Annotated in this window: 21 protein-coding genes and 4 pseudogenes; 16 read left to right on the forward strand and 9 right to left on the reverse strand. The window is 73.5% G+C overall.

Annotation, left to right across the window (positions count from 1 at the left end):
* Positions 1 to 4 precede the first annotated feature (4 nt).
* Positions 5 to 752: pseudogene (locus ABEB13_RS23355) on the reverse strand (sugar isomerase domain-containing protein).
* Between the two features lie 197 nt (positions 753 to 949).
* Between ABEB13_RS23355 and ABEB13_RS23360 the strand changes: the two are divergent.
* Positions 950 to 1,642, forward strand: coding sequence for an iron-dependent transcriptional repressor DtxR (locus tag ABEB13_RS23360; protein ID WP_345707061.1), 693 nt, complete (start codon positions 950 to 952; stop codon positions 1,640 to 1,642).
* 553 nt (positions 1,643 to 2,195) lie between these two features.
* Here the strand turns inward: ABEB13_RS23360 and ABEB13_RS23365 are convergent.
* A complete protein-coding gene (locus ABEB13_RS23365; RefSeq protein ID WP_345707062.1) occupies positions 2,196 to 2,897 on the reverse strand; it encodes a bifunctional DNA primase/polymerase in 702 nt (233 codons plus the stop codon).
* Between the two features lie 316 nt (positions 2,898 to 3,213).
* Here ABEB13_RS23365 and ABEB13_RS23370 point away from each other — a divergent pair.
* Positions 3,214 to 4,589: pseudogene (locus tag ABEB13_RS23370) on the forward strand (NsdA family TPR-like regulatory protein).
* 729 nt (positions 4,590 to 5,318) lie between these two features.
* On the forward strand, positions 5,319 to 5,924 hold the full coding sequence (locus ABEB13_RS23375) for a hypothetical protein (RefSeq protein ID WP_345707063.1): 606 nt from the start codon (positions 5,319 to 5,321) through the stop codon (positions 5,922 to 5,924).
* A 66-nt stretch (positions 5,925 to 5,990) separates the two neighbouring features.
* Here ABEB13_RS23375 and ABEB13_RS23380 read toward each other — a convergent pair whose 3' ends face one another.
* The gene (locus tag ABEB13_RS23380; protein ID WP_345707064.1) at positions 5,991 to 7,301 is read right to left on the reverse strand and encodes an ABC transporter substrate-binding protein; all 1,311 of its coding nucleotides are present in this window, start codon (positions 7,299 to 7,301) and stop codon (positions 5,991 to 5,993) included.
* A gap of 173 nt (positions 7,302 to 7,474) precedes the next feature.
* On the opposite strand from ABEB13_RS23380, the gene ABEB13_RS23385 reads away from it, so the two are divergent.
* Entirely contained in the window at positions 7,475 to 7,993 is a 519-nt protein-coding gene (locus tag ABEB13_RS23385) for an SCO4402 family protein (protein WP_345707065.1), read from the forward strand.
* A gap of 115 nt (positions 7,994 to 8,108) precedes the next feature.
* Positions 8,109 to 8,975 carry a formyltetrahydrofolate deformylase gene (gene purU / locus ABEB13_RS23390; protein WP_345707066.1) on the forward strand — a complete coding sequence of 289 codons (867 nt, stop codon included), beginning with the start codon at positions 8,109 to 8,111 and terminating at the stop codon, positions 8,973 to 8,975.
* 54 nt (positions 8,976 to 9,029) lie between these two features.
* Here the strand turns inward: purU and ABEB13_RS23395 are convergent, their stop codons facing one another.
* Both ABEB13_RS23395 and ABEB13_RS23400 read right to left on the reverse strand, forming a co-directional pair.
* Positions 9,030 to 10,145: a zf-HC2 domain-containing protein gene (locus tag ABEB13_RS23395; RefSeq protein WP_345707067.1), complete on the reverse strand. Its 1,116-nt coding sequence runs from the start codon at positions 10,143 to 10,145 to the stop codon at positions 9,030 to 9,032.
* Positions 10,142 to 10,696: a sigma factor gene (locus ABEB13_RS23400; RefSeq protein ID WP_345707068.1), complete on the reverse strand. Its 555-nt coding sequence runs from the start codon at positions 10,694 to 10,696 to the stop codon at positions 10,142 to 10,144. The genes ABEB13_RS23395 and ABEB13_RS23400 overlap by 4 nt, the downstream gene beginning before the upstream one ends.
* 555 nt (positions 10,697 to 11,251) lie before the next feature.
* Between ABEB13_RS23400 and ABEB13_RS23405 the strand changes: the two genes are divergently transcribed.
* Positions 11,252 to 11,725: an ATP-binding protein gene (locus ABEB13_RS23405; RefSeq protein WP_345707069.1), complete on the forward strand. Its 474-nt coding sequence runs from the start codon at positions 11,252 to 11,254 to the stop codon at positions 11,723 to 11,725.
* 444 nt (positions 11,726 to 12,169) lie between these two features.
* On the opposite strand, the gene ABEB13_RS23410 is transcribed toward ABEB13_RS23405, so the two are convergent.
* Complete coding sequence (locus ABEB13_RS23410) at positions 12,170 to 13,231, reverse strand: GlxA family transcriptional regulator (protein ID WP_345707070.1); 1,062 nt, start codon at positions 13,229 to 13,231, stop codon at positions 12,170 to 12,172.
* Positions 13,232 to 13,315: 84 nt separating this feature from the next.
* Between ABEB13_RS23410 and ABEB13_RS23415 the strand changes: the two genes are divergently transcribed.
* From ABEB13_RS23415 to ABEB13_RS23435, 5 genes are all read left to right on the forward strand, one after another.
* Positions 13,316 to 14,560, forward strand: coding sequence for an MFS transporter (locus ABEB13_RS23415; RefSeq protein WP_345707071.1), 1,245 nt, complete (start codon positions 13,316 to 13,318; stop codon positions 14,558 to 14,560).
* A gap of 107 nt (positions 14,561 to 14,667) precedes the next feature.
* Positions 14,668 to 15,969: an MFS transporter gene (locus ABEB13_RS23420; protein WP_345707072.1), complete on the forward strand. Its 1,302-nt coding sequence runs from the start codon at positions 14,668 to 14,670 to the stop codon at positions 15,967 to 15,969.
* A gap of 38 nt (positions 15,970 to 16,007) precedes the next feature.
* Positions 16,008 to 16,535 (forward strand): GNAT family N-acetyltransferase, encoded by a 528-nt coding sequence (locus ABEB13_RS23425; RefSeq protein WP_345707073.1) that lies wholly within the window; start codon positions 16,008 to 16,010, stop codon positions 16,533 to 16,535.
* Positions 16,536 to 16,716: 181 nt separating this feature from the next.
* Positions 16,717 to 17,043 (forward strand): DUF4229 domain-containing protein, encoded by a 327-nt coding sequence (locus ABEB13_RS23430; protein ID WP_100888913.1) that lies wholly within the window; start codon positions 16,717 to 16,719, stop codon positions 17,041 to 17,043.
* Between the two features lie 37 nt (positions 17,044 to 17,080).
* Positions 17,081 to 18,043 carry a LacI family DNA-binding transcriptional regulator gene (locus ABEB13_RS23435; protein WP_345707074.1) on the forward strand — a complete coding sequence of 321 codons (963 nt, stop codon included), beginning with the start codon at positions 17,081 to 17,083 and terminating at the stop codon, positions 18,041 to 18,043.
* Between the two features lie 102 nt (positions 18,044 to 18,145).
* On the opposite strand, the gene ABEB13_RS23440 is transcribed toward ABEB13_RS23435, so the two are convergent.
* On the reverse strand, positions 18,146 to 18,586 hold the full coding sequence (locus ABEB13_RS23440) for an MFS transporter (protein ID WP_345707075.1): 441 nt from the start codon (positions 18,584 to 18,586) through the stop codon (positions 18,146 to 18,148).
* Complete coding sequence (locus ABEB13_RS23445; protein WP_345707076.1) at positions 18,523 to 19,362, reverse strand: MFS transporter; 840 nt, start codon at positions 19,360 to 19,362, stop codon at positions 18,523 to 18,525. Before ABEB13_RS23445 ends, ABEB13_RS23440 begins: the two co-directional genes overlap by 64 nt.
* 406 nt (positions 19,363 to 19,768) lie before the next feature.
* Between ABEB13_RS23445 and ABEB13_RS23450 the strand changes: the two genes are divergently transcribed.
* From ABEB13_RS23450 to ABEB13_RS40720, 4 genes and pseudogenes are all read left to right on the forward strand, one after another.
* The gene (locus ABEB13_RS23450) at positions 19,769 to 21,109 is read left to right on the forward strand and encodes a dicarboxylate/amino acid:cation symporter (RefSeq protein WP_345707077.1); all 1,341 of its coding nucleotides are present in this window, start codon (positions 19,769 to 19,771) and stop codon (positions 21,107 to 21,109) included.
* 207 nt (positions 21,110 to 21,316) lie between these two features.
* Positions 21,317 to 21,739: an RCC1 domain-containing protein gene (locus ABEB13_RS23455; RefSeq protein ID WP_345707078.1), complete on the forward strand. Its 423-nt coding sequence runs from the start codon at positions 21,317 to 21,319 to the stop codon at positions 21,737 to 21,739.
* 573 nt (positions 21,740 to 22,312) lie between these two features.
* Positions 22,313 to 22,483, forward strand: a complete 171-nt coding sequence (locus ABEB13_RS23460; RefSeq protein ID WP_345707079.1) for a hypothetical protein — start codon at positions 22,313 to 22,315, stop codon at positions 22,481 to 22,483.
* Positions 22,484 to 22,675: 192 nt separating this feature from the next.
* Positions 22,676 to 23,847 (forward strand): annotated as a pseudogene (locus tag ABEB13_RS40720) (transglycosylase family protein).
* Between the two features lie 341 nt (positions 23,848 to 24,188).
* Here the strand turns inward: ABEB13_RS40720 and ABEB13_RS23470 are convergent.
* Positions 24,189 to 24,701, reverse strand: a pseudogene (locus tag ABEB13_RS23470) (YbhB/YbcL family Raf kinase inhibitor-like protein); the annotation flags it as partial.
* Between the two features lie 597 nt (positions 24,702 to 25,298).
* Here ABEB13_RS23470 and ABEB13_RS23475 point away from each other — a divergent pair.
* On the forward strand, positions 25,299 to 26,315 hold the full coding sequence (locus ABEB13_RS23475) for a hypothetical protein (RefSeq protein WP_345707080.1): 1,017 nt from the start codon (positions 25,299 to 25,301) through the stop codon (positions 26,313 to 26,315).
* Positions 26,316 to 26,403: the final 88 nt, after the last annotated feature.

The following is a 26,403-nucleotide window of genomic DNA, read 5'->3' on the forward strand; positions in this document are numbered from 1 at the left end:
CGGGTCAGAACGCGTAGTAGATGCGCTCCCGGTTGTCGGCCATCACCTTCGCATTCCACTCGGTGCCGCCGTCCACGTTCCCGGAGCGGAACAGCGGCGGGGTCACCCCGGTCGGCCAGCTTCCCGACCGCGGCGGCCACCACGGCCTGCATCAGCGCACTGGTGACGATGGTGGACACCGAGCCGAAGGTCGTCTCGGCACCCGGCCGGGACAACTCTCCGTCCCCGACCGCGATCTTGCTGTCGAGCACCACGTCGCAGTTGTCCTTGAGGTACGTCCCGGACGGGTGGTTGGACGTCACCGCGCCCGGATACGCCAGCGAGGTCACGCCGACCACGTGCATGCCGCGCGCCCTGGCGTGCCGGGCCAGCTCCACCGGCATCACCTGGCGGCCGGAGAGCGAGATCAGGAAGAGCAGGTCGCCGGCGCCGGCCGGGGTGAGGTCGAGGGTGGCCGTGGCCAGCCCGGACACCCGCTCCAGCGCGCTGCCCAGCGGCGCCGGCATCACGTTCACCCCGGTCATCCCCGGCACGTTCAGCAGGTTGATCACGACCAGCCCGCCGGCCCGGTACACCACGTCCTGCGCGGCCAGCGAGGAGTGGCCGGCACCGAAGGCGAAGATGCGCCGGCCGTCCGCGACCGCGGCCGCCAGCAACTCGGCGGCCGCGTCGATACCGGCCGCCTCCTCGTCGCGCACCCGCTGAAGATGGGCCACGGCAGCGTCGAAGTACTGCCCGACCAGGTCGCTCATCGGAATCTCCGAACGGTCCGGGCGGCCCGGTGGTCCAGACCGCGCATGGAGAAAGATACGGCGAGCACCGTCCTGCCTGCGGCGGTCCGCTGTCAACAGGAACGAAAAGCTCCGGGCATAGGCGCAGGGCGTCACAGGTTGTCGTCGCGGTACGTCAGAATTGGCGGTGAGGACACCGAGGAACGGAGCCAACGGCGATGTCCGGTCTGATCGACACCACAGAGATGTACCTTCGCACCATCCTGGAGCTGGAGGAGGAGGGCATCACGCCGATGCGCGCCCGGATCGCGGAGCGGCTCGAACAGAGCGGCCCCACGGTCAGCCAGACGGTCGGCCGGATGGAGCGCGACGGCCTGCTGCGCGTCGCCGGCGACCGCCACCTGGAACTCACCGAGGAGGGCCGGCGCCTCGCGGTGCGCGTGATGCGCAAGCACCGCATCGCCGAGTGCCTGCTCGTCGACGTGATCGGCCTGGAGTGGGAGCAGGTCCACGAGGAGGCCTGCCGCTGGGAGCACGTGATGAGCGAGACGGTCGAGCGCAAGGTGCTCGCCATGCTCGGCCACCCCACCCAGTCCCCGTACGGCAACCCGATCCCCGGCCTCGACGAGCTCGGCGACACCAAGGCCGAGGGCGAGGGCTTCGACGCCGCGCTGCTCACCCTGGACGCCCTCGCCGGGCAGGACGCGGCCGCCAGCGTGGTCATCCGGCGGATCGGCGAGCCGATCCAGACCGACGAGGACCTGATGCGAACGCTGCGTCGCGCCGGGGTCCGCCCGGGCGCCACGGTGCTGGTCTCCCCGATGGTCGGCGGCGTGCTCGTCGGCGAGGGCGACAGTGCCGCCGAGCTCGGCAAGGACATCGCGGCCCACGTCTTCGTCGCGCAGGCGTAGGGCCCCGGCCCGCCGCCGTTCGGCCCGCCGGCCACCCCGGCGCCGGGCCGCGCTTCGTCGTGCCCGGGTGCGGACACGCCATGAGGCCCGGTGCTCCCCGGCACCGGGCTCCACGGCCCTGCATCCCCTCCGTCCCGCCCCGCCCCCTCGCGGATCCCTCCCTGATCCGCCCGCCGCGACACCGGCCACCCCGAGCCCGGACGGTGTCGCGCCACCCCTGCGTCCCCCTGCCGCGCCCGGCTTCCCCGACCGGACGCCCTCCCTGCTCCCCCGGCCCCTGCTCCCTCCTCGTCTGCCGACGGCTGCCCTCACGTCGGAAATCCTCCCCTCGGCAGGTCGGGGCAATCCTTGAGCGATGTCACTCGTACGAGCGGCTTGGCTGCGGAGCGTACGGGTACATCCCGTTGTTATCCGGACATGCGTCCGGCGGGCCCGGCCTCCGGTGGGAGCCCGGGTCCGCCGACGGTGCACGCGGCTTCCGCGTGCTGCCCGCCCTCACCCGATAGGAGCAGGGCGGCGTTCGGTGAACGGGTGAATCCCCGTCAGTCGCCCCTCAGCGACGGCCCGCCACGGCCGGCTGCGGCTGCCGGACGGCCGCCGGCTGGGCCTCCCGGCCGCAGGCGTAGGCGAGCGGATTGACCAGCTCCTCGGCGTCCGGCAGCCAGCGGTTGATCGCGGACGGCGGCCGCGCCCACTGCGCGAAGCCGAACGGGCCGATCCGGGACGGCGGGGCCACCACGAAGTCACCCTCGCCGCGGGCGACCAGATCCAGCCGTCCGGGTGCCCAGCCGAGCTTGCGCAGCATCTCGGGCAGCTTGGCCGCCACCCCCGGCAGCACCAGGAAGTGCAGGCGCCGGCCGGGGAGCCCCGCCGCCGCGGGGACGGCCACCACCGGGCCCAGCTGCAGACCCATCCGCTCCATCCGGGCCAGCGCGAGGCAGCCCGCGACCTCCGGTACGTCCAGCACGTCGAAGGCGCTGCCGGTGGGCAGCAGGATCGAGGACGAGGGCTGCTCCGTCCACCAGCGGCGCACCACCCCGGGGCCGGCGCTCGCCCTGCGCCGCCAGTCGTCCTCCGCGGGGTGCGCGCCCGGCAGGGGGCAGCTCCGGTCGCCGCAGGAGCAGCGGGCGGGGCCGTCGCCGTCGATCAGCCGCGTCCCGGGGACGACCTCCCAGTGGCGGTCCTCCGCGTAACTGACGGCTTCGATGAGGAGCGGGGGCAGGCCCTGGTCACGGGCTCCTGGGGTGTTGTCCACGGGCTGCTCAACTACGGTGCGTGAATGGGGTTACGGCCGGACGGGGGTGGTCAGCGGCGTGTCCCGGATGTCACTCTCGAAGGTGAGCGGTAGCCCGGTCGGGCGCCTCGGTCGGGGGGCGGTAACGGGCGCAGTGGGGGCGCACAGGGGCATTCGCCAGGGCGCGCGGGGAGTGGATCCGTCACGCTGGGTATTCCGCTGGTGTCACCGGGTTCCGGCCGGGGGAGGGTCGTGCCCCCGCCCGCCCGGCGCACGCACCGAGCAGCAGAATCGTCGCCCCACGGTCAGGGCCGGGGGCGTTGGGGAGGCGAAGTACATGGCCGCCAGACAACTCGTCGCACGGGAGCCCAACGAGCGCTTGCAGCAGCTGATCCAGGAGGCGGGCTGCTCCAACGCGGGCCTCGCACGCCGGGTCAACCTCTGCGGCGCGGAACACGGTCTGGACCTGCGGTACGACAAGACCTCGGTCGCCCGGTGGCTGCGCGGTCAGCAGCCGCGCGGCCAGGCGCCGGCGGTGATCGCGGAGGCCCTCGGCCGCAAGCTCGGCCGCGGGGTGTCTGTGGACGAGATCGGCATGGCCGACGGCAAGGGCCTCAGTTCCTCCGTCGGGCTGCAGTTCGCACCGAACATCGCCGCCGCCCTGGAGCAGGTCTGCGAACTCTGGCGCAGCGACGTCGGGCGGCGCGACTTCCTGGCCGGCGCCTCGGTCGCCGCATCGGCGCTGGTCGAGCCCAGCCGGGACTGGCTGATCACCCCGCCCGACCCGGTGGTGGCCCGGACGGGCCCCACCCGGGTCGGTCCGACGGACGTCGCCGCCGTCCGGGCCACCACGCAGATGCTGGTCGAGCTCGACCACCGCTTCGGCAGCGGGCACGTGCGCCCGGTGGTCGTGCACTACCTCAACAGCGTGGTGTCCGGCCTGCTGTCCGGCGGCTACCGGGACGAGACCGGCCGTCAGTTGTTCGCCGCAGTGGCCCGGCTGACCGAACTGGCCGGCTACATGGCGGTCGACACCGGCCAGCCCGGGCTGGCCCAGCGCTACTACATCCAGGCGCTGCGGCTGGCCCAGGCCGCCGACGACCGGGGCTACGGGGGTACGTGCTGGCCGCGTCGATGAGCCACCTCGCCGCGACCCTCGGCAACCCGCGCGAGATCGCCCAGCTCGCCCGGGCGGCCCAGGAGGGCGCCCGGGCGGTCGCCACCCCGACCGCGATGGCGATGTTCTACGCCGCCGAGGCCCGCGGCCACGCCCTGCTGGGCGACGCCCGGTCCTGCGAGGCGGTCGCGGAGCGCGCGCAGGAGGCGATGGCCGGGCGCAACCCGGACGACGACCCGGACTGGATCGTCCACTTCGACGAGGCCTACCTCGCGGACGAGCTCGCGCACTGCCACCGGGATCTGGAGCAGGGCGCGAAGGCGGAGGCCTACGCCCGTACTGCGCTGGAACTCCACCCCGTGAGCCGTGTGCGCCGGCGGGCGGTCGACCTGGTGCTGCTGGCCACCGCGCAGCTGCAGCAGCGCGAGGTGGAGCGGGCCTGCGAGACGGGCACCCAGGCCGCGCGGCTGCTCAGTGGGCTGCGATCGAACCGTGGCGTGGAGTACCTGGACGACTTCCGGAGCAGGCTTGAGCCGTACCGGGAGCACCGGGTCGTCCGCGAGTTCCAGGCCCGGATGGCGGGTGAGGCGGCCTGAGGAGCGGCCCGGCTTCGTGAGGAGCAGGTGAGGATGGTCCTCCCTGCGTAGTCACCCGTACCGGTGACCGGGTAGCGTGGGCGTGCTATGCAGCGTTATCGAGGTCGTCGAGCAGTTGTGGTCCGCCGTCAGCGAGCGCGCGGCACAGGTGAGGAATCGCGTTGAGCCAGCGCCGCTCGTTCTCCCACTCCCATTCCAGCAATGACTTCAACCTGGACGATCTGTTCAGGCCGGAGCCGGGGCAGGAACAGGGCCAGGCCGCGCCGCAGCCTGCCGCGCCCCAGATGCCGCCCCCGGCACCGCCGGTGCCGGGTCAGGGCGGCCCGGAGTACTGGGGTGCGGCGCCCGCCCCCAGGGGGCCCCGCCGGTCGCCGAGCACGCGCCGGAGACGCAGTACCTGCCGCCGTACCCGACCGCCGACCCCGCGGTCGGCGGCGGTGCGCCGCAGCAGATGCCCGGTCAGCCGACAGCGGGTCAGCCGGGTTATCCGGCCGGTCAGTCGTACGGCGGTCAGCAGACCTTCGGAGGCCAGCAGTCGTTCGGGGGGCAGCAGTCCTTCGGGGGCAGCAGTCCTTCGGCGGGCAGCAGCCGTATGCGGGCCAGCAGCCCCAGCAGTCCTACGGCGGTCAGCAGACCTTCGGCGGGCAGTCCTTCCCGGCCCCGCCTGCCGGGCCCGCGCACCCCGGTGCGGGGCAGGGCCGGGGCGGCTCCGGGCGCCCGTCCAACCGGATGGTCGTCGGCGGGGCGATCGCCGGTGTCGCGGTGGTGGGCATCCTGGTCGCGGTGCTGATGAGCGGCGGCGACGACAAGCCCTCCGGGGCGAAGCCGCCGGCGACCGCCGCGTCGCACGGTGCCACGGCGTCCGCCGCGGGCGGCACCGACCCCGCCGTGCAGGCGCAGGCGAGCGCACTCTCCGATCTGCTCGGCACGGCCAGCGCCAGCCGCCAGGCCGTGGTCGGCGCGGTGTCGGCGGTCACCGGCTGCCAGAACCTCCCGCAGTCGCAGGCGCAGCTGACCGACGCGGCCGGGCAGCGTCAGGCCCTGCTCACCAAGCTGGCGGCGCTCAAGGTCGACAAGCTGCCGTCCGGCCCCGAGCTGGCCGGTCAGCTGCAGAAGGCCTGGCAGGCCTCGGCCACCGCGGACAGCGAGTACGCGGCCTGGGCGGGAGACCTGGTGGCCGGCTGCGACGCGGGCACGGCCAAGAACAACCAGCACTACAAGGACGGCACCGCGGCCAGCGGCACCGCGACCGGGGCGAAGGAGAAGGCGTCCTCGCTCTGGAACGCGATCGCGGGCCAGAGCGGCCTGCCGACCAGGGGCAAGACCGACCTCTGACCGACGCACGCCGAAGGGGGCGGCCCGGGATCGCCCCGGGCCGCCCCCTTCGGCGTGGGCGGTGGGTCACGCCGGGGGCTTGCCCCCGGCCAGCACCCAGCGGACGTCCACGAAGCCCTGCTGCTGGTCGACCAGCCGGCCGCCGCGGACCTGCTGGAAGGTCACCGAGGTGTTGACCAGGCGCGGGGAGTCCGCGCTGGGCAGCATGCTGGTCATGCCCCAGTTCAGCGGGGGTGTCGCGCCGTTCGTCTCGATCGGGTCGCCGCTGTCCAGCACGGTGCGCAGCGTCTTGGCGGTGAGCGGCTTGGCCGCGTCGACGCGCTTCGCTGCGGCCCGGAACACCTCGTACGCGACCCAGGTGGTCTGCACGCCGGGGTCGGCGACGTCGATCGCGACGCCGTTGCCGTAGGTCTTCACGGTGTCCCGCAGCGCGTCCCAGACCGGCGAGGACTCGGGCGGGAACCAGCCGGTGGCGTACGCGCCGCCGAGCGGGCCGCTGTCACCGCCGGTGGCGTCCACCACGGACTGCTGGAAGCTGCCGACGACCGAGGCCAGCGCGGTGTGCTTGGGGTTCAGCCGGCGCAGCGGGTCGAGCAGGTTGGCGGTCGGCTCGGCGCCGAGGGCGACGGTGACGCAGTTCCCGCTGCGGTCGTCGCCGACGGCCTGCCGGGCGATCGGGGTGTAGTCGTTCGACCGCTCCGGGGCCTTCACGTCGGTCAGCCGGATGCCGGCGGGGCGCAGCGCGGCGTCCAGGAAGCCGACCATGGTGTCGCCGGCCCGGGTGTCCGGCCGCACCAGCGCGACGTTCTTGCAGCCCGCCGCCACCAGCTGCCGCCCGCTGCCCGCGATCAGCGCGGGCGTCCCGCCGGCGACCGGGTAGGAGAGCGGGCTGGAGAACTCGGGCGTGGAGAGGCCGTAGCCGCCCAGGTACGGGATGCCGGCCGCCTCCAGGGTGGGGATGAACGTGCTGCCGTACTGGCTGTACGAGCCGATCACCGCCACCGCCTTGGCGTCCACCGCCTGCCGGGTGCAGGCCGCGGCACCCTCGGCGGTGTTGTGCTCGTTGCAGGTGAGGACGCGCAGCTGCCGGCCGTGCAGGCCGCCCTTGGCGTTGATGTCCCGGCCGACGGCGTCGGCGAGGGCGGTCATGCCCGGCCGGTCGGTGGACCCGGTGCCGGACGGGGCCCAGGTCATCACGGTCAGGTCGCCGGCGGCGGAGGCGGCGTCGGCGGGGCCGCCGCAGGCGGAGGTCGCCAGCAGGGCGGGTGCGAGGGCCGCGGCGGTGGCGAGGGCGGCTGCTCTGCGGCGGAGGCCTGGGCGGTCGGTGATCCGTCGGCTGGTGGGCTGATGGTCGTCGGGCGATCCGTTCCGCCTCATGATGATCTGTCCCCTCCCCGGGTCGCGGCCGGGATTTTCGGCCGAATTCAAGCCTTGACCTGGCCGGGCAAGCAGAGAGGGACGAAAAGCGAACGACGGCCAAACGGGGGTGGAACACCGAGGGGTGACGCGTGTAGAGCGCCGGTTCCGGGGGCACGTACGATCGATGCACGATGTCCGACACCACAGATTCTTCGTATCGGTCCGCCAACACCTCTTCTCGTAGCGGCCGTCGCTCCAGCACCATGGGCGGCATGCCGCTCAACGATCTCCCCTGGTGGCGCTGGCGGGCCCGGATCCGCTCGGCGCTGCACATGCTCTCCGACCCGGGCTTCCAGCAGCACGCATGGCTGGCCGGCCAGAACGGCTACGGCGACGTCACCGACGCCGTCTACCGCCTGGTCGAGGACACCTGGCTGGACCGCTGGTCCGCCGAGAAGTACGTCGGCACGATCGTCCGCGACGCGGCCGAGGCCGCCGCGGTCGACGCCGCCGTGCTGCGGGTGCTGCGGGTGCTGCACCAGGTCGGTGCGGACGCCCCGGCAGGCGCGTACCTCGGGCACGCCGGCTGGCCGGAGGCCGTCCGGGCCGCCCGCGAGGCGCACGTCCTGCTGGCCGTCAACGACGGCGAGGACCCGGACACCCCGCCGCGCAGCCTGGAGATCCTCCGCATCCTCACCCAGGCCGCCTAGGGCTTGTCCGACGCCTCGGACGGACGCCGTCCCGCAGTGCGGGCGGCGCCGCCCCGGGTGTCCGGGATGTGACACGCTGGGTCGTCGTGTCGTGAACCAGTGAAGGAACCCAGCCGTGGCAGAGACTCCGGGCAGCGCACAGTACGTCCTCACGCTCTCCTGCCCGGACAAGCAGGGGATCGTGCACGCGGTGTCCAGCTACCTCTTCATGACCGGCTGCAACATCCTGGACAGCCAGCAGTTCGGCGACGCCGACAGCGGGCTCTTCTTCATGCGGGTGCACTTCTCGGCCGAGGAACCGGTCACCGTGGAGAAGCTCCGGGCGAGCTTCGCCGCGGTCGGCGCGTCCTTCCACATGGACTGGCGGATCGACCCGACGGCCGAGCGGATGCGCATCGTCCTGATGGTGTCGAAGTTCGGCCACTGCCTGAACGACCTGCTCTTCCGCACCCGGATCGGCGCCCTTCCGGTGGAGATCGCCGCCGTGGTCTCCAACCACACCGACTTCCGCGAGCTCACCGAGTCGTACGGGATCCCCTTCCACCACATCCCGGTGACCCGGGACACCAAGGCGCAGGCCGAGCAGCAGGTGCTGGACCTGGTCGCCGAGGAACGCGTCGACCTGGTCGTGCTGGCCCGCTACATGCAGGTGCTCTCGGACGACCTCTGTAAGGCGCTGTCCGGCCGCGTGATCAACATCCACCACTCGTTCCTGCCGAGCTTCAAGGGCGCGAAGCCGTACCACCAGGCGCACGCCCGCGGCGTCAAGCTGATCGGCGCCACCGCCCACTACGTGACGGCCGACCTCGACGAGGGCCCGATCATCGAGCAGGAGGTCGCCCGGGTGACCCACGACGTCACCCCCGACCAGCTGGTCGCGCTCGGCCGCGACGTCGAGTGCCAGGCGCTGGCCCGTGCGGTCAAGTGGCACAGCGAGCGCCGGGTGCTGCTCAACGGAAGCCGGACGGTCGTCTTCACCTGAGACCGGGCACGCCGCCCGGCCCCGTGCCGTCCGCCGCTCAGGGCCGTCCGCAGCTCAGGGCCGGGACAGCATCGGCAGTGCCCGCAGCACCTCGTCGACCGCGGAGCGGTCGCCGTCGCAGCCGAGCGGCAGCCGCCCGGGCTCCCGGTGGGCCGCCGCCAGGTAGCAGAACTCCAGTCCGTCCACGACCATTTCGGCCACCGTGTCGGTGCCCTCCGGCGGCGCCGCCGGATCGTCGAGCGGAATCAGCCACTCGCCGGCCGCCGGGCCGTCGATGACCAGCCGCAGGCTGCGGCCCCGCGCGCGGCCGCCCGCGCCGACCGGTGCGGGGCTGCGCAGGGCGGCCAGCAGGTGCGGGAGCATCCGGGCGGCGAGGTCGATCAGCCGGTGCAGGTGCTGCGGGGCCGGCGGCGGGTAGGGGTAGGCGACCGCGCGCGCGATGTCGTCGCCGTGGATCCAGCACTCGAAGGCGCGGTCCAGGAAGGCGTCCCGCAGCGGCAGTACGGCGAAGCCGTAGTCCACCGGGGCGGTGCCGTCGCCGCCGAGCGCGGCGGCCCGCAGCAGGGCGTGGCTCTGGCCGCGCCAGCGGGCCCGGATCTGGTCCGGATCGTCGCCGCCGACCGTGCGGAGCATGGCTCCGGTGCGTTCCAGCACCCCGGCGGGGCGGCCCCGTCCGGGCACCCGCGGGAGGCCGTCCGTCGGCGGTGCGCCGTCGGCGAGCGGGTCGGCCAGCCCGAGCGCGGGGGAGAGGTAGCCGTCGACCGCGGCGAGGTGGCAGAGCACCTCGGCCGGGCGCCAGTGCTGCACCCCGCCGTGCCAGGGCAGTTCGGCGACCTCCTGCCACTCGTCGGGGCCGAGGTCGCACAGCAGGGCGTCCAGCCGGGCGCTCTCCGCCGCGTACGGGGCGGCCCAGGGCGGTATCGGCAACTCGGCGGGGCGCCGGGCGAGGCAGTGGTCGAGGACCTGCTGGCGCAGCGTGCCGGAGAGGTCGAGCGCCTCGTCGGCGGCGAGTTCGGCCGCGGCACCGCTGAGCCGGGCGGCCTCCTCGGCGCATCCGGGGCACCCGGCCAGGTGGAGGGCGACCTCGGCCGCCTCCGGGCGCGGGCAGGCACCGAGCGCCCACGCACCCAGCAGGGAGCGGAGCGCCTCGTGCCGCCCGTCGGCCGTCACGGCGCGGGCCGTCCGGGGCCGGTGGCGGCCATGGTGTCCGGACAGCCGTGCGGGTGGTCGCCCGCCAGTTCGGTGGCGACCAGGTGCAGGCCCAGCCGCATCCGGTGTTTGGCGGTGTGTTCGCTGATGCCGAGCCGGCGGGCGGTGTCCCGGTAGCTCGCGTCCTCCGGCCGGCCGGTGCCGAGGGTGTCGATGGTGTCGCGCAGCGGTTCGGGCAGGGTCGCGACGATGTGGTGCGCCCGGGCTCCGGCGGCCCGTTCGGCCAGTTCCCGTCCGTCGCCGTAGCGGTGGCGCAGCCGCTCGACGGCGCGGCGGTGGGTGAGGGCGCCGAGCCAGGCGCGCAGCGTGCCCTCGTCGGGGCGGTAGGCCGCGGGAGTGGTCCACAGGTGGGCGAAGACCTCGCGGGTGAGCTGTTCGGCGGCGTCCTGGTCGTCGAGGATCCGCCAGGCGAGGCCGTGCACGAGTGGTGCGAAGCGGTCGTACAGCTCGCCGAGGGCGGCCTCCTCGCCGCGGGCGAGGCGCTGTTGAAGTCGCGCGTCGGGCGTGCTCATGGCCCCTCCCTGGTGCCCCGGGCCGTGCTTCGAACCACCGTAGCGGGACGGCTTTCCCGGCCGTGCGGATTGTGCGAAGAAGGGAACACGGAGTTTCGGGGCGTCAGATCCTGGGGCGGCCTGTACCCCGCGGGGGCGGCCCGAGTTGTGCCGGAACGGGTGGTTCGCTCGTGGCGGTCACGCCATTCGGGTGTCGTGGCGGTACCGTCGTTGTGCTCGTGCACACGCCCCGCCCGGCCGGCGTTCACCGGTACGAAGCCCGTCAGGGTGAGCGGGACAGTATGCACCGGGCTGTCCCCCGATCGCTGGAATATGCCCGAAGCGCTTGCAGCGGCCCCTGGGCCGTCTCATCCTGAGGCGTATTCGTGTCGAAGCCATGGGTGGTCCGGCCAGGCGCACCGGCCGTGCGCGGTCGACCGACCGGCTTGATGAGGAGCGACCGGAAGCAGGGAACGCGGACGCTGCGGGCTCTGCTCCCGGTCACTCGAAAGTCCCTGACGCCCGGGCGGGTGTCAGGGGATGGGTGGCCGAATACCGAGTGCGGGTGGTGGAGCGGTGCAGGTACTTCAGGTGCAGCTGGCGGTCCAGGCGGACCCGTCCGAGGTCGGCAGGGCACGCCGGTGGGTACGGACCCGGCTGAGCGGCCACGGGCTGGACCCGGACGCCCCGATCGCGGAGACCCTGGTGCTGGTCGTCTCCGAGCTGGTCACCAACGCGGTCGTGCACACCGGCTGTCCGGCGGTGCTGCGGCTCAGCATGCCGGTGCCGGACGCGATGTCGGGTGACGCCGTGTCGGTCCCCGTCCGGGTCGAGGTGGCGGACGCCAGCCGGACGGCGCCCGCGCCGCGGCACGCCGGCGGCGAGGCCACCAACGGCCGGGGCCTGGAACTCGTCGAGCTGCTGTGCGACCGCTGGGGCTGGTACCCGGACGGTTCCGGGAAGCGGGTCTGGTGCGAGATCGACCCGAACGCCACGGCCGCCGTCGCGGCCGAGGTGCCCGTCATGGACGAGTTCGCCTGGCAGCTCTGACCGCCCGCCGCACGCCCACCGCACGCCCGTCGGCCGCCCGCCGCAGACACCGCCGCAGGCCTTTCGGCCGCCCGCCCGGCATCCGTCGGCCTCGTGCCCCGCCCGGCGCCGCCACCCACCCCCGGTGCTGCCCTCTGCCCTGCCTGCCGCCCCTGACCGCGTTCGTCGCTTTTCTCCGCTTTTCTCTGCCTCTGCCCGGCGCACGCCGGGGGCGTGCCGTCCGCCGCCGGCAGCCGTTGCCACCTCCGCCCTCCGACCCGCCGCCCGGATCCGATCCGAATGTCGGACAAGCCATTGACGTGACGTATCCGACTGATCACCCTTGGGTGCGGCTCTCCGTTGCGAGGGGACGCCGAGGGAAGCCCAGGCGGGCCAGCATGGGGGGACAGCGCTGCCCACCGCCGACCGGCCTCCTCGGCGAGTGCGGAGTGCCGGCGTGCGGGTTCAGGCCCCGTGCGCCCGTTCGGACGGCGGCGCGGCGTGCATCCGGGATGCGGGCGCCACGCCGCCGCCCGGGGCGCGCCGCGGTTCCGGCACGACGGCGCGGAAGGTCCGCCGGTAGGCGGTCGGGGCCACGTCGAGGCGGCCGCGCAGCTGGAGCCGGAGCGAACCTGCCGTGCCGAAGCCGGAGCGCCGCGCCACCTCGTCGATCGACAGTTCGGTCTCCTCCAGCAACTGCCGTGCCAGTTCGGTGCGCTGGACGGTCAGCCACTCGCCCGGGCTGCTGCCGGTCTCGGCCCGGAAGCGCCGGGTGAACGTCCGTACGCTCATCCCGGCCCGGTCGGCGAGCTCCCGCAGGCCGAGCGTCTGCGACAGGTGGTCGAGTGCCCAGGCGCGGACGGCGGCGGTGCCCGCACCGGCGTCGGCGGGTACCGGTCCGGGCGCCCGTACGTACTGCTTCTGCCCGCCCTCCCGCCACGGCGGGACCAGGCACGTCCGGGCCACCGCGTTGGCGACCGCGCTGCCGTGGTCGCGGCGCACGATGTGCAGGCAGAGGTCGACCCCGGCGGCGACCCCGCCCGAGGTCAGCACGTCGCCGTCGTCCGTGAACAGCACGTCCGGATCCAGCCGGACCTTCGGGAAGAGCCGCGCGAACTCCTCCGTGTAGGCCCAGTGCGTGGTGGCCGGGCGGCCGTCCAGCAGGCCCGCCGCGGCCAGCACGAACGCGCCGGTGCAGATCGACACCAGCCGGGTGCCGGGCCGGATCCGGGCCAGGGCGGCGGCCACCCGCGGGTCGGCTTCGGCCGTGGCGCCGCCCCGCTGCGCCGGGACCACCACGGTGTCCGCCTCGGCCAGCAGTTCGGGCCCGTGGTCGACGACCACCCTGAAGTCGGTGCTGGTGGTCACCGGGAGCCCGTCCACGGTGCAGGTCGCCACCCGGTACAGCGGCTGCCCGGCCGGACCCCGGGCGGACTCGAAGATCCGGGCCGGGATGCCCAGTTCGAACGCGATCACGCGGTCCAGTGCCAGCACCGCCACCCGGTGCACCTGCCCCTGCTCGGTCATCGTGCGCGTCCTTCCGCCGGTTGCCGCCACATTGTGACCCGGGAACCCCTGGCACCCGAAGTGGTCTGGACCAAAAATTCTGCTGTGCCCGAACTGAGATCCGCGCCCGCCCCCGTCGACCCGGCCCTCCGGAGCCCGGCCATCTGGTCCCGCAACTTCCGGCTCTACTTCACCGCCCGCAGCTCCGGCCTGCTCAGCGACGCGATGCTCCCGGTCGCGGTCTCCGCCGGCCTGATCGGCGCGGGCCACCCGCTCGGCAGCGTCGGCTACGCGATGGCCTTCCTGATGGCCCCGTTCGCCGGCCTGGTCCTGCTCGGCGGCGTCCTCGCCGACCGGTTCACCGCCCGCCGGCTGATGATCACCGCCGACCTCGTCAACCTGGTCACCCGGATCCTGATGGCGGTGCTGTTCTTCCACGGCGTCCAGCAGCTCTGGCAGCTGTACGGCCTGCTCGCACTGGCCGGAGCGGCCGCCGCGATGTTCCAGCCGGGCGCCGCGTCCACCGTGCCGCTGGTCGCGCGCGACGTGCAGGGCGCCAACGGCGTGCTGCGCACCTCGGAGGCGCTCACCACGCTGCTCGGTCCGGCCGTCGCCGGCGTCCTGGCCGGCGCCGCCGCGACCGGCTGGGTGATGGTGATCGCCGCGGTCGCCTACGGCCTGAGCGCCGGCTGCCTGCTGACGCTGCGGCTCGGCACCGTTCCCGCGCCGCCGCCCGGGGACAGCCTGTGGCGCAACCTGGTCGTCGGATGGCGCGAGTTCCGCTCCCGCAGCTGGATGTGGGGCGTCATCGTGATCTGGATGTTCTACAGCGTGCTGTGCTTCGGCCCGCTGTTGCCGATCGCCGCCGGCCTGATCGTCCCGGCCCACGGCTCCACGGCGTACGGCCTGCTCAACGGGGCGTTCGGGGCCGGCACCGTGGCCGGCGGGCTGATCGCCATTCGGGTGAAGCCGCAGCGTCCGCTGCTCGGCGGGGCGCTCGGGATGCTGGCCTTCCCGCTCTACCCGCTCGCCATCGTGCTCGGCCTGCCGGTGCCGCTGCTCGCCCTGTGCTTCCTGGTCGCCGGGGCGGGCACGACCTTCTGGGGCGTGATGTGGGCGACCAACGTGCAGACCCAGGTGCCCGGCGAGGTCCTCAACCGGATCCACGCGTACGAGGTGGCCGGCTCGGTCTGCATGGCCCCGGTCGGTGCCGCGCTTGCCGGCCCCGCGGCCGCGGCCTTCGGGCCCAGGGCCGTCCTGAGCGCGGGCGCCCTGGTCGGCCTGCTGGTGGTCGCGGCGCTGCTGCTGGCCCGCCCGATCCGTGAGCTGCGGCGGATCGACGGGCGCTGAACGGTGGCCGGCCGACCGCCCTCCGCCGGAGCGGGTGGCCCGATCCTGACGAAAGCTGGCAGTCAGGCCACTCGTCCTTCCCGGGGCCGCCCGGGAGACTCTCCGGTGTGACCGAACTGACCACCCGTCCGACCGCCCGGAAGCCCGCCCGACCGCCCCGCGTCCACTACGCCTGGGTGGTGGCCGGCCTCGCCCTCCTCGTCCTCGTCGGCTCGGCCGGCATGCGCTCCGCCCCCGGCCTGATGATGGACGCGCTGAACAGCGAGTTCGGCTGGTCGCACGCCACCATCAGCAGCGCCGTCTCGGTCAACCTCACCCTGTACGGGCTGACCGCGCCGTTCGCCGCGGCGCTGATGGACCGCTTCGGCGTCCGGCTGGTGGTGGTCTGCGCCCTGCTGCTGATATCCGTCGGCGCCGGACTGACCGTGCTGATGACGCAGAGCTGGCAGCTGATCCTGTGCTGGGGCGTGCTGGTCGGACTCGGGAGCGGCTCGATGGCGGGCGCCTTCGCGACCACCGTCACCGGTCGCTGGTTCCAGGCCCGGCAGGGGCTGGTCACCGGGGTCCTCACCGCCGCCGGCGCCGCGGGCAACCTCGTCTTCATGCCGCTGCTGGCCTCGCTGGTGGAGAACCAGGGCTGGCGCACGGCCGTGGTGGTCGTCTCGCTGACCGCGACCGCCGTCGCCGTCCCCGTCCTGCTGCTGATGCGCGAGCGCCCCGCCGACCTGGGCCTGCTGCCGTACGGTGCCACCGAGCCGCCGCCCGCGCCGGTGGTGGACGGCAGTGCGCTGGCCCGCTCGCTGCGGGTGCTGCGGGGCGCCTCGACCAGCCGGGCGTTCTGGCTGCTGGCCGGCTCCTTCGCGATCTGCGGGGCCACCACCGCCGGCCTGGTCGGCACCCACTTCATCCCGGCGGCGCACGACCACGGCCTGCCGGTCACCACCGGTGCGAGCCTGCTGGCCCTGGTCGGCGTGTTCGACGTGGTCGGGACGATCGCCAGCGGTTGGTTCACCGACCGCTTCGACTCGCGGCGGCTGCTGATCGTCTACTACGCGCTGCGCGGCCTGTCCCTGCTCTTCCTGCCGCAGCTGTTCGGCCATGCGCTGCAGCCGCCGATCCTGGCCTTCGTGATCTTCTACGGCCTGGACTGGGTGGCAACCGTCCCGCCGACCGTCGCGCTCTGCCGGCGGCACTTCGGCCCGGACGCCCCGATCGTCTTCGGCTGGGTGCTGGCCGCCCACCAGATCGGCGCCGCCGTGGTCGCCGCCCTGGCGGGCGTGGTCCGCGACCGCTTCGGCGACTACGACCTGGCCTGGTACGCAGCGGGCGGGCTGTGCGCGGTGGCCGTCCTGCTCTGCCTCGCCCTGCGCGGACGCCCGGCCGGGACACCGGCCCTGGCCGGGGCCTGACGCGAGCTCCTCGTAAGGGTCATCTAGGCTGGGTGACCATGACGATGGTCTTCACCCTGGACCCGGACCCCACCCCCGGACTGCGGGCCGAGGTCGTCGACCTCTGGACGGCGGTCAGCAACGCCGGGGGTGCGGTCGGCTTCGTCCCCCCGGTCACCGCCGAGCGGGTCCGCCCCACCGCGGAACGGCAGCTCGCCGGCATCGGCCCGGACGGTCCCGACCGGCTCCTGATCGGCCGCGAGCCCGGCACCGGCCGGCTCGCCGCCGTCCTGTTCTTCGAGTCCCAGCGCTTCGACCTCATGGAGCACTGGCGACTGCTCAAGCGGGTCATGGTGCACCCGGCCCTGCAGGGCCGCGGCTACGGCGGCCAACTGCTCGCGGAGGCCGAGCGCATCGCCCGCGGCTGGGGCCTGGCAGGGCTGCGCCTGACCCTGCGCGGCGGCCACGACCTGGAGACCTTCTACGGCCGCAGCGGCTACACCGAGGTCGGCCGGGTGCCCGGCGCGATCCGGGTCGCCCCCGGCGACGACCGCGACGACGTCACCATGTGGCTCGACCTGCGCTGAGCCCGGCCGGCCGGGTACACCAGCCCACCGACCGCGCCGGGAGCGCACGCAGCCCCCTGCGGCCGCCGCCGTAGGGCATGCTTCACTGGGAGGCTGTGACATCCCATCCGGCTCCCGGGGGCCCCGCCCCCGCCGCCGGCAGCACCACCCGCCGTACCCCAGCAGCGAAGGACGCCCACCCGTGAGCAGCAAGTCGCACGCCACGCTCCGCTACACCTCCCTGCGGGCCAGCATCTTCCTCGGCTGCCTGCTGATCGCCCTGCTGCTCGGGCACTTCGGCGTCATCCCGGTCGCCGGCGGCTCGGGCGTGGTCTTCCTGGTGCTGCTCGCCGGCCTGGTCTCCGCGCCGATCAGCTACGTGGCGCTCAGCCGCCAGCGGGACGAGATGTCCGAGCAGATCGCCGGCCGGGTCGACGGCATCCGGTCGCGCACCGCCAAGCGGATCGCCGCGCAGAACGCCGAGGAGGACGCGGCCGACGACGCCGCCCGTGCCGCCGCCCAGAACTGACGTGCCGGGGCCCGCGCGCCGTCCCACCGGGCGCGACGTGGCACGGCTGGCCGGCGTCTCGCAGGCCACCGTCTCCCTGGTGTTCTCCGGGCCCGAGGGCGGTCACCGCGTCTCCGAGGCCACCCGCGAGCGCGTCCGCGCCGCCGCGGACCGGCTCGGCTACCGCCCGCAGGCCGCCGGCCGGCAGCTGCGGCTCGGCCGCAGCGGCATGGTGATGCTGGCCGTCCCCAACCTGCTCGGCCCGTTCTTCGGCCGGGTGCTGTCCGGCGCCCACGAGGAGGCACACCGGCGCGGCCTGGCCGTGGTGGTCAGCTCCGGCTGGGACGGCGCCACCCTTGCCGAGGCCGCCACCGCCGGCCGCTTCGACGGACTGCTGGTCTGCTCCCCGGACGACAGCCAGCTCGGCGGGCTGCCCGCCGCCATGCCCACCGTCTTCCTGGACGCGGACCCGGCACTCGACCCGGCCCGGCCGACCGTCGAGCTGGACGTCGCCGCCGGCATGCGGGCCGCCGTCGACCACCTCGCCGCGCTCGGGCACCGGCGGATCGGGCACCTGCGCTCCACCCTCTCGGCGCACACCTTCCGCGTCCGGCAGGCCGCCTTCGAGGCCGCCACCGCCGACCTGGAGGTGATCGAGGCCGGCGTCAGCCTGAACGAGGGCGCGGCCGCCGCACGGGTCGTCGCGCGCGAGCTGCTCGGCCGGGCCGACCGGCCGGCCGCGATCATCTGCGACGACGACGTCGTCGCCTCCGGCCTCTACCAGGCCGCGGCGGAACTCGGCCTCGCCATCCCCGCGGACGTCTCCGTGGTCGGCATCGACAACGTGCCGGTGGCCGACCTGCTCGTGCCGCCGCTGACCACCGTCGACCTTCCCGGGGAGGAGCTCGGCCGCTGGGGCGTCACGGCACTGGCCGCCCTCCTGGACGGCGATCCGGTCGCCCCGACCGCCCCCCTGCCCACCACCCTGGTCGTCCGCGACTCCACCCGCCGGGCGGACTGAGCCGCCGCACGGGCCCGCCGCAGGAGCCTCCGGGACCGGTGCGGGGTCGGGAGTGCCGCCGGGTCGGGAGTGCCGCGTGGCAGAGGCCGGGAGCGGTCCGGGTCAGTGCGCGCCGACGGCCTCGGGAGCCGGAAGCCGGTCGCCCGGCAGCGCCGCGCGGAACCACCCGCGGCAGCCGAACAGCAGCAGAGCGCCCGCCCCGATCCCGGCCACCGCGCACAGCGCGACCTGGAACAGCGAGGCGTCGACCAGCGCCCCGGAGACGGCGTACCCCGCCGCGTTGCCGGTCGCGAAGAGCGTGATCAACCAGGCGAAGGCCTCGGTGACCGTGCCGGTCGGCGCCAGTTCGGCGACCAGCACGAAGGCTGCCGCCAGCAGCGGAGCCAGCCCGACGCCGGACAGCAGCGCCAGCCCGGCCATCGCCCACGGCGCGGGCAGCGACAGCAGCGGCACGAACGAGGCGGCCATCAGCAGGGCGATCACCCAGGTGCGGGTGGCGGTGCTGGAGCGCCAGCGCACCGCGCCGTAGCCGAGCGCGCCCACCAGCCCGCCGACCGCGGCCAGCGCCAGCAGCAGCCCGGCCCCGCCGGGCAGCGCGCCAGGGTGCCGCTCGGCGTACGCGATGAACAGCACGCTCTGCGCGCCGACCGTCCAGCCGGCCCCGGCCAGGCCGACCAGCAGCAGGACCAGGCCGGGGAGCGCAGCGGGCCGAGCAGGCCGGCGGAGGCGGACCGGGCGGGGGCGCGCCAGGAGCGGGCCGGTCCGGCCGTCGCCACCACCAGTGCGCCGAGCAGGCCGAGCGCGGCCGCCGTCCACAGGGCCGCCGACGGGCCGAATCCGGCCGTGATGCCGGCCACCGCGAGCGGGCCCGCGACGTAGAGGATCTGCTGCGAGGCGGAGTCGAAGGCGTAGGCGGTGTCGAGCTGCTCCTCGGCGACGACCGCCGGCCACAGGGCCCGCAGGCAGGGTTCGAGCGGTGGCATGGCGAGGCCGGCGAGGGCGGCGCCGGTCAGCGCGGCGGCCGGGGAGCCGGGGGCGACGGCGAGCAGGGCGTAGCCGAGCCCGGCGACGACGGCGGTGGTCAGCAGGACCCGGGGCTGGCCGGTGCGGTCCACGATCCGGCCGAGCACCGGTCCGCCGATCGCGGCGGCGATGGCGTACGCGGCGGTCGCCAGGCCGATCCTGCTGTACGGCGCGCCCGCCTCGCGCAGGGCGAGGGCGATCACCAGGCCGGTCATGCCGGCCGGGAGACGGCCGAGGAGGGTGCCGAGGAGGAGCCTGGAGACGTGCGGGGCGCGGAGCAGCGCGAGATAGCCCATACCTGAAGTTATACGTATAACCAGAGCGGTCGGTCAATCGAGGCCCTGGCGGGGCGGGCTGCTTCGTGGCCGTAGCTCACGGCGTCTCTCAAACAAGAGCTTTGAACATCTCAAATGTTTACTGCTAATCTTCCGGCCATGACCACCCCAGGCGCAGCCCACCGGCACGGGACGAGCACTCCGCTCGCCCCCTGCGGCGCGCGCCCGGACGGTGCCGGCCGTACCCGCGCCTCCCACCGCACCCGGGTCGCCGGCTGCGCCTGCGCCCTCGGCTGTATCTGCGCCTCCAGCTGTATCTAGGCGGCACGCCTCCTCCCGACCCGGGCCCTTCCCCGCCCGCGCGTCCCGCCGTGCCGCCGCGCTCTCCCCTCCCCCGCCTGCCGCCCCACTCCGGAGTCGCATCCCCATGCCCACCGCGCCCACCACGCCGGCCGAACCCGACACGTCCGGCCCGCTCGCCCGGATCCGCCGGACGCCCTTCTGGGCCCAGATCGTCGGCGGCCTCGCCCTCGGCCTGCTGCTCGGCGGCATCGCCCGCGCCGGCGACGTCTCGTGGCTCACCACCACCCTCGACACCATCGGCAAGACCTTCGTCCAGCTGCTCAAGCTGGCCGTTCCGCCGCTGGTCTTCACCGCGATCGTGGTCAGCGTCGCCAACCTGCGCAACGTCACCAATGCCGCCCGGCTCGCCGTCCGCACCCTGCTCTGGTTCCTGATCACCTCGCTGATCGCGGTCTCCATCGGCCTCGGCCTCGGCCTGCTCACCGACCCCGGCCAGGGCGCCGGCCTGTCCACGGAGGGCCTCAAGGCCCCCGAGGAGGCCGGCAGCTGGGTCGACTTCCTGACCGGGATCATCCCGACGAACATCGCCACCACGTTCGTCGAGGTCAACGTCCTCCAGATCGTCTTCCTCGGCATCGTCACCGGCGCCGCCATCCTGAAGATCGGCGAGAAGGCCGAGCCGGTCCGCAAGCTCGGCGAGTCCGTCCTCGAACTCACCCAGACCGCCCTGTGGTGGGTCATCCGGCTCGCCCCGCTCGGCACCCTCGGCCTGATCGGCAAGTCCGTCGCCAAGTACGGCTGGGACCTCCTCGCCCCCTTCGCGACCCTGACCGCCGACGTGTACGTCGGCTGCGCCCTGGTGCTGTTCGGCGTCTACTCGCTGCTGCTGCGCTTCGCCGGCGGCCTCAACCCGCTCAACTTCTTCAAGGGCGCCTGGCCGGCCATCCAGCTCGCCTTCGTCTCCCGCTCCTCGGTCGGCACCCTGCCGGTCACCCGCCGGGTCACCGAGCGCCTCGGCGTCCCGAGCGAGTACGCGTCGTTCGCCGTCCCGTTCGGCGCGACCACCAAGATGGACGGCTGCGCCGCGATCTACCCGTCGCTCGCCGCGATCTTCGTCGCCCAGGTGTACGGCATCCACCTCGGCATCGGCGACTACCTGCTGATCGCCTTCGTCTCGGTGATCGGCTCCGCCGCCACCGCGGGCCTGACCGGCGCGATCGTCATGCTGACCCTCACCCTCTCCACCGTCGGCCTGCCGCTGGAGGGCGTGGGCCTGCTGCTCGCCATCGACCCGATCCTGGACATGGTCAGGACGGCGACGAACGTCGCCGGACAGGCGGTCGTCCCGATCCTGGTGGCGGCCCGTGAGAAGACCCTCGACCGCGACGCGTACAACAACCCGACCGGCGACCTGCTCGCGGCCGAGGCCGTGAAGGTCGCGGAGCCGGTGGCCGTCGCCGCCTGACGCCCGCGCACGCTTCGAGCCCTTCCCTGTGACCGGGGAAGGGCTCGAGCCGTTTCACTCCCGCACGCCGCCCACGGAAGGCGTCGCGTCGCAGCCCGGCAGCCTCGATGAAATTACCCTTCGTGTGCGATTGACTGCCCGTTGGCTGCACGATTGTGCGGCCGGTCCGGTGGCGCCTGCAGGCGACCCTGATGCGCGGGAGCGGCAGTGGAGAAGCGACTCAAGCCCTGGGGCAACAATCGCGGCGGGCAGCTCGGTGACGGCACCTGGACCGATTTCCGCACCACGGCGACCACTGTGCTGGGGCCGACCAGCGCGGAGGTGGTGAAGATCGCCGCTGGCGGGGCCGGACCGGCCACCGGGCACGGGCCGGCGCTGCTGACCGACCGCACCGTGCAGTCCTGGGGCGCCAACGGCTCCGGCCCGCTCGGCAACGGCACCACCACCGACAGCCCCACCCCGGTGACCACGCTCACCGCACTGACCGGCGCCGACAAGATCGCCGCCCGGTGGGCGGAGACTTCTCCCTGGCCAACTGACTTGCCGTCACGCCAGCCCGGAGTCCGCACCGAGAGAGACAGGCCCGTCGCGGCGACCACCGTGGCGGGCACCGTGCGACGGCTCGGGTGAGGCCGGCTACTGAGACGTTGCCTGTGCGTGGTTCCGTGCTCCGGGTGGACAGCCACAGCGGTGGAAGGGTGGCTCACCGGTCCTGAAGCCCACGACGTGCCACTGCGTCGACCGGGCGTTTCGTTGCCTCGAAGTTGAGGGCCGAAGCGCCCAGTCGGCGTTCGTGTCGGCCGCGTCGCGGAAGTCCTGCCGGCCGGACCCCACTCACGATCTCGGCGTCATCCCGGACGATTTCGGCTTTCGCTTGGGAACGGACGTCAGCGTGCTGGGCAAGGGCACGGCGGCGTCCCGTGGCATTCACCGGTGTCCAGTCCCCGGCAGGTCGCACAAGAATCAAGGCGCGTTCGGCGTGATGATGTCAGGCCGCTGTCTTTCCCGGGAACCAGCCACCCGGGTCCGGTAGGCGCCCTGTCCGGATGCTGCCTGTCCGGATGCTGCCCGCTCCGGGCTCTTACACAGGGCTTCGCGGCTGAGCAGGATGGTGATCACCGGTCGCCAGCAAGGCCAGGCGGACAGCAGCTCCGCCGGCCCGATCCGGTCCTCATCCGCTCGACCCGATTCGGGGGCATCGCCATGTCCAGCACCACCCGCCGTCTCACCATCACGATTGCTTCGCTCCTGCTCTCCGGTGCCGCGGTGGTACCGACCTCAGCGGCTGTTGCCGAAGCGACGTCGGCAGGTCTGAGCGGTGTGGCACCGGTGGCTGCGACCTCCCCGGCTGCCAACGGCATCGGCTGGGACTGACCCGCACGTTTCTCGTCCACTCGATGCTCCTCGGGGTGCTCGCGGGGGAGAAGAGGACGCCCGGGACGCACGGCCGAGGCCGCCCGCCGTGAGGACGCGTTGTGGGCGCGCGGGGCCCACCACCATGCACTTGAGTTCTGACCGCCGCGCCATCGCAGCGACCAACCACCATACGAGGAACGGGAGACCGTCATGCCCGAACGCAATCGAGGGCGCGCCGCAGCGGCCATTGTCGCCACGTCACTTCTCGCTGTCGCCACGCCTTTCGCCTTTGCGGGATCGGCATCAGCTGCGTCCGTGAGCACGTGGGAGAAGGTGGCTCAGTGCGAAAGCGGCGGGAACTGGAGCATCAACACCGGAAACGGCTACTACGGGGGCTCCAGTTCGCAGAGAGCACCTGGCTGGCGTACCACGGCGATATCTATGCCCAGTACCCCCACCAGGCGACCGAAAAGCAGCAGATCCTCATAGCCGAAGCGGTGCTGCGCAGCGCAGGTCCCGGCCAATGGGGCTGTTCCGCCCGGGCCGGACTCACCAACGATCACATCGATCCCTACCCGGCGCCCGGTCCGGTACCCGCGGCGGGCAACACGGTGCACCTGGTGGACCTGACACCGGATGGCGGACTGCACAACACGGAGGGCAACTACTCGGCCGGCGGGTGGAGCGGCTGGAGCGACATGGGCACCTCCGGTATCAAGCAGGTCACCAGTGCGTCGACCGGCTCGATCAATCGCATCTTCGCGATCGGCAGTGACAACCACGTCTACGAGAAGGACGGCAACTACGGAACCGGCCAGTGGTCCGGCTGGTTCCAGCCCGAGAGCAGCCCCACCGTCACCGCGATCTCCGCTTCGTCCTTCGGCAACACCGTGCACCTGACCGCGATCGGCACCGACGGGCAGTTGTACAACTCCGACGGTGCCTACCCCAACGGTGGCTGGAACGGCTGGACCGGCCACGGTGGTGCCAACCTCAAGCGCGTTGCCAGCGCGTCCACCGCCGACAACGTGAACCACGTCTTCGCCATCGACTCCAGCAACCGTCTTCAGGAGATCGACGCCAACTACGCGGCCGGCAGCTGGGGCAGCTGGGGGTGGCGGCCGGTGGTTTCACCGGCCAGGACGTCACCGCGTCGGCCTTCGGTGGCACCGTCCACCTGGACGCCATCGGGATGGACGGCAACCTCTACAACACTGAAGGCAACTACGACAGCTGGAGCTGGAGCGGCTGGTCGAACATGGGCGGCACCAACCTCAAGCGTGTCGCCAGCGCGACCTCCTCCTCACCGACGTCAACCACATCTTCGCGATCAACGGCAACAATCGCCTGGTCGAGATCGACGCGGACTACAACACCGGTAGCTGGAACACCTGGGCCGAGCCCGCCGGCGGTGCCGACTCCATCGGCGTCACCGCCGCCTTCACCAACTGACGCAGCCTGCAGGTCGAGTGCTGCCGTCCGCCGTGTCGCCCGACCAGAGCCGGTCGGGTGACACGGCGCGCCGTCAGGAGACGGCCGGCGCTGTGACCGGGAGTTCACCGGATCGCGGCATCGGTCGCGGGCGGCCCCGTGGCCTGGCCTGATGCCGACGGCATCCTCGCCCTGTGACTCCTCGCGTCCGCTTCCGAGACCGACCGGATCGCCGGTCCCACCGGCTGGGAAGTACCCGGGCGTCCCGACCCCTCGCCGCGTTCCACCGGTTCTCGTACAGTGCGCAGATGGGTGCCCGGCCGAGGGCGAAGAAGCCCAGTGTGCCGCCGATCGCGGCGGCCGAGGCGTCGTCGTCGAGGCCCAGCTTCTCGACGCCGAGGGCGTGCACGGTGAAGACGTAGCGATGCGGGCCATGGCCCGGCGGCGGGGCGGCGCCGCCGAAGTCCTTGGTCCCGTAGTCGTTGCGGCCATGGATCGCGCCGGGCGGCAGGCCCGGGAGGCTGCCGCTGCCTGCGCCTGCGGGAAGCTCGGTGACGCCGGCCGGGAGGTCGAGGAGCGCCCAGTGCCACCAGCCGCTGCCGGTGGGCGCGTCCGGGTCGAAACAGATCACCGCGAAGCTCCTGGTGTCGGGCGGGAAGCCCGACCAGCTCAGCTGCGGGGAGACGTTGCCGCCTTCGAGGACCTGGAGTGGGGAGAGCACGGCGCCATCGGTCATGGTTTCGCTGGTGGCGGCGAAGGAGGGGACGGCGCGCTGGAAGTCGTGCGGCATGGGTGGCCTGTTCATGGCGGGTCGGTCTCCCCGGTTGTGGCCGATACCGGGCGGACACTGGTTCAGTCGATGACGGACACGCCCGCATCGTTGAATACCCTGCTTACGCAAGGCTGTTCGATAAAGTGGAAACCGGAAAATGCGCCAGGGCTTCGGTCGCGGCCCGACCCGCCGGAACGCTCGGCGAGCCCTCCCCGTCGGTGTCGACGGGGAGGGCTCGCCGAGCGTTCCGGCTTCGGCTCCGACGGAATCCGAACGCCGCCGATCACTCGAACGGGTGAGGAACGCAAGGGCGAGTTACTGGCTCCTTATCGTCGAACCCCGCGACTGGGCGGGGGCTTCCGGCCGGACGTACCCATCGCGGCGGCACGGCAGGCAGGAAGCGTGCACGGAGGAGGAGCCGATCCGATGGACTGTTCACATGCCGGCCTGCACCCGGCCCGATGTGCGCCGCCCCGCCTGTGGGGGCGAATCCGGGCCCGTCACCACCGTTAGCCTGAAAGGGTGACACTCCAGCCGCCGCGCCCGCTGACCACCGAGGGCGCCCGCGCGCTCCACGCGATGACAGGTGCTGAGACCGCACCAGGGTTGACGGAGTGTGAACTCGATGGCGTGGAGGAGCGGTACGGCTTCCGATTCGCCGCCGACCACCGGGTCTTCCTCGCCGCAGGGCTTCCGTTGGGCGGTGGCTGGCCAGACTGGCGGGGCGGCGATCCGGCACGGCTGCGCGGCATGCTCGACTGGCCGGTCGAGGGCACCCTCTTCGACGTCGAGCACAACAGCTTCTGGCATCCCCGCTGGGGCGTCCGTCCGGAGGCGACCGCCGAGAGGCTGGACGTCGCGCGGGTCCGGCTCGCCGACGTCCCACAACTGGTCCCCGTCTACGGCCACCGCTACCTGCCCGGCACGCCGGGGCAGTTCGGGCATCCGGTGCTGTCGGTCCACCAGACCGACATCATCTACTACGGTGCCGACCTCGCCGACTACGTCCGGCACGAGTTCACCGGCCTGCCCGCACAGCTCGGCTCCGCACGCTCCACTGTGGACTTCTGGTCCTACGTGCTCGGTGAGAACAACGGGGCGGACCCCACGTTCACCTGCACCACCCCGCACGACCAGTACGCCACCGATGCCGGGGAGGCCCTCGCCCACCTGCGGATGCTCGCGCTGGAGCGACGGCTGGGCCGCCAGGTCGACGACGCCACCCTGATCGCCACGGCGCTGACGGCCCTCGTCCTCGACGTCGACACGCCCGCGCTGCGCCTGCTGGCCGGGCTCTCCGGGGCGGAGGAGGCACGGGCCGCCGACCTGTTCGGGCAGGTGCTGGACGAGCTCGGCCCGGCGGGCGACCTCCCCGCCGACGAGGCGGGGATCCGTTGGGAGCTGGCCCGCTGGTGGCTGGAGCTCGTCGCCGGCGGCACCGTACGCCCGGCGCTCGGCGCCGATCTCATCGCCCAGGAGGCCTGGGCGGCACTCGGGCACCCGCAGCCTCTGTTGCGGATCTCCGCCGAGGGGGTCCGTCACGAGGAGTGGACGCCGGAGGCCGGTGGAACGCGCGAGGCCATCGCCGCCGCGATCGTCGCGGAGGCCCGGCGGCTCCTTGCGGGCCCCTGGCCGCCCACCTCGTGAGGCACGGCCCGGTACCCTCCGGCCCGGGTGAGCCCCGGCCGGGCCTACACCTGCCGACCGACCCTGCTCGACCTGCGCGCCTGCTCGG

It is taken from the genome of Kitasatospora paranensis, assembly GCF_039544005.1.
In the GTDB taxonomy this organism is placed as follows: Bacteria; Actinomycetota; Actinomycetes; order Streptomycetales; family Streptomycetaceae; genus Kitasatospora; species Kitasatospora paranensis.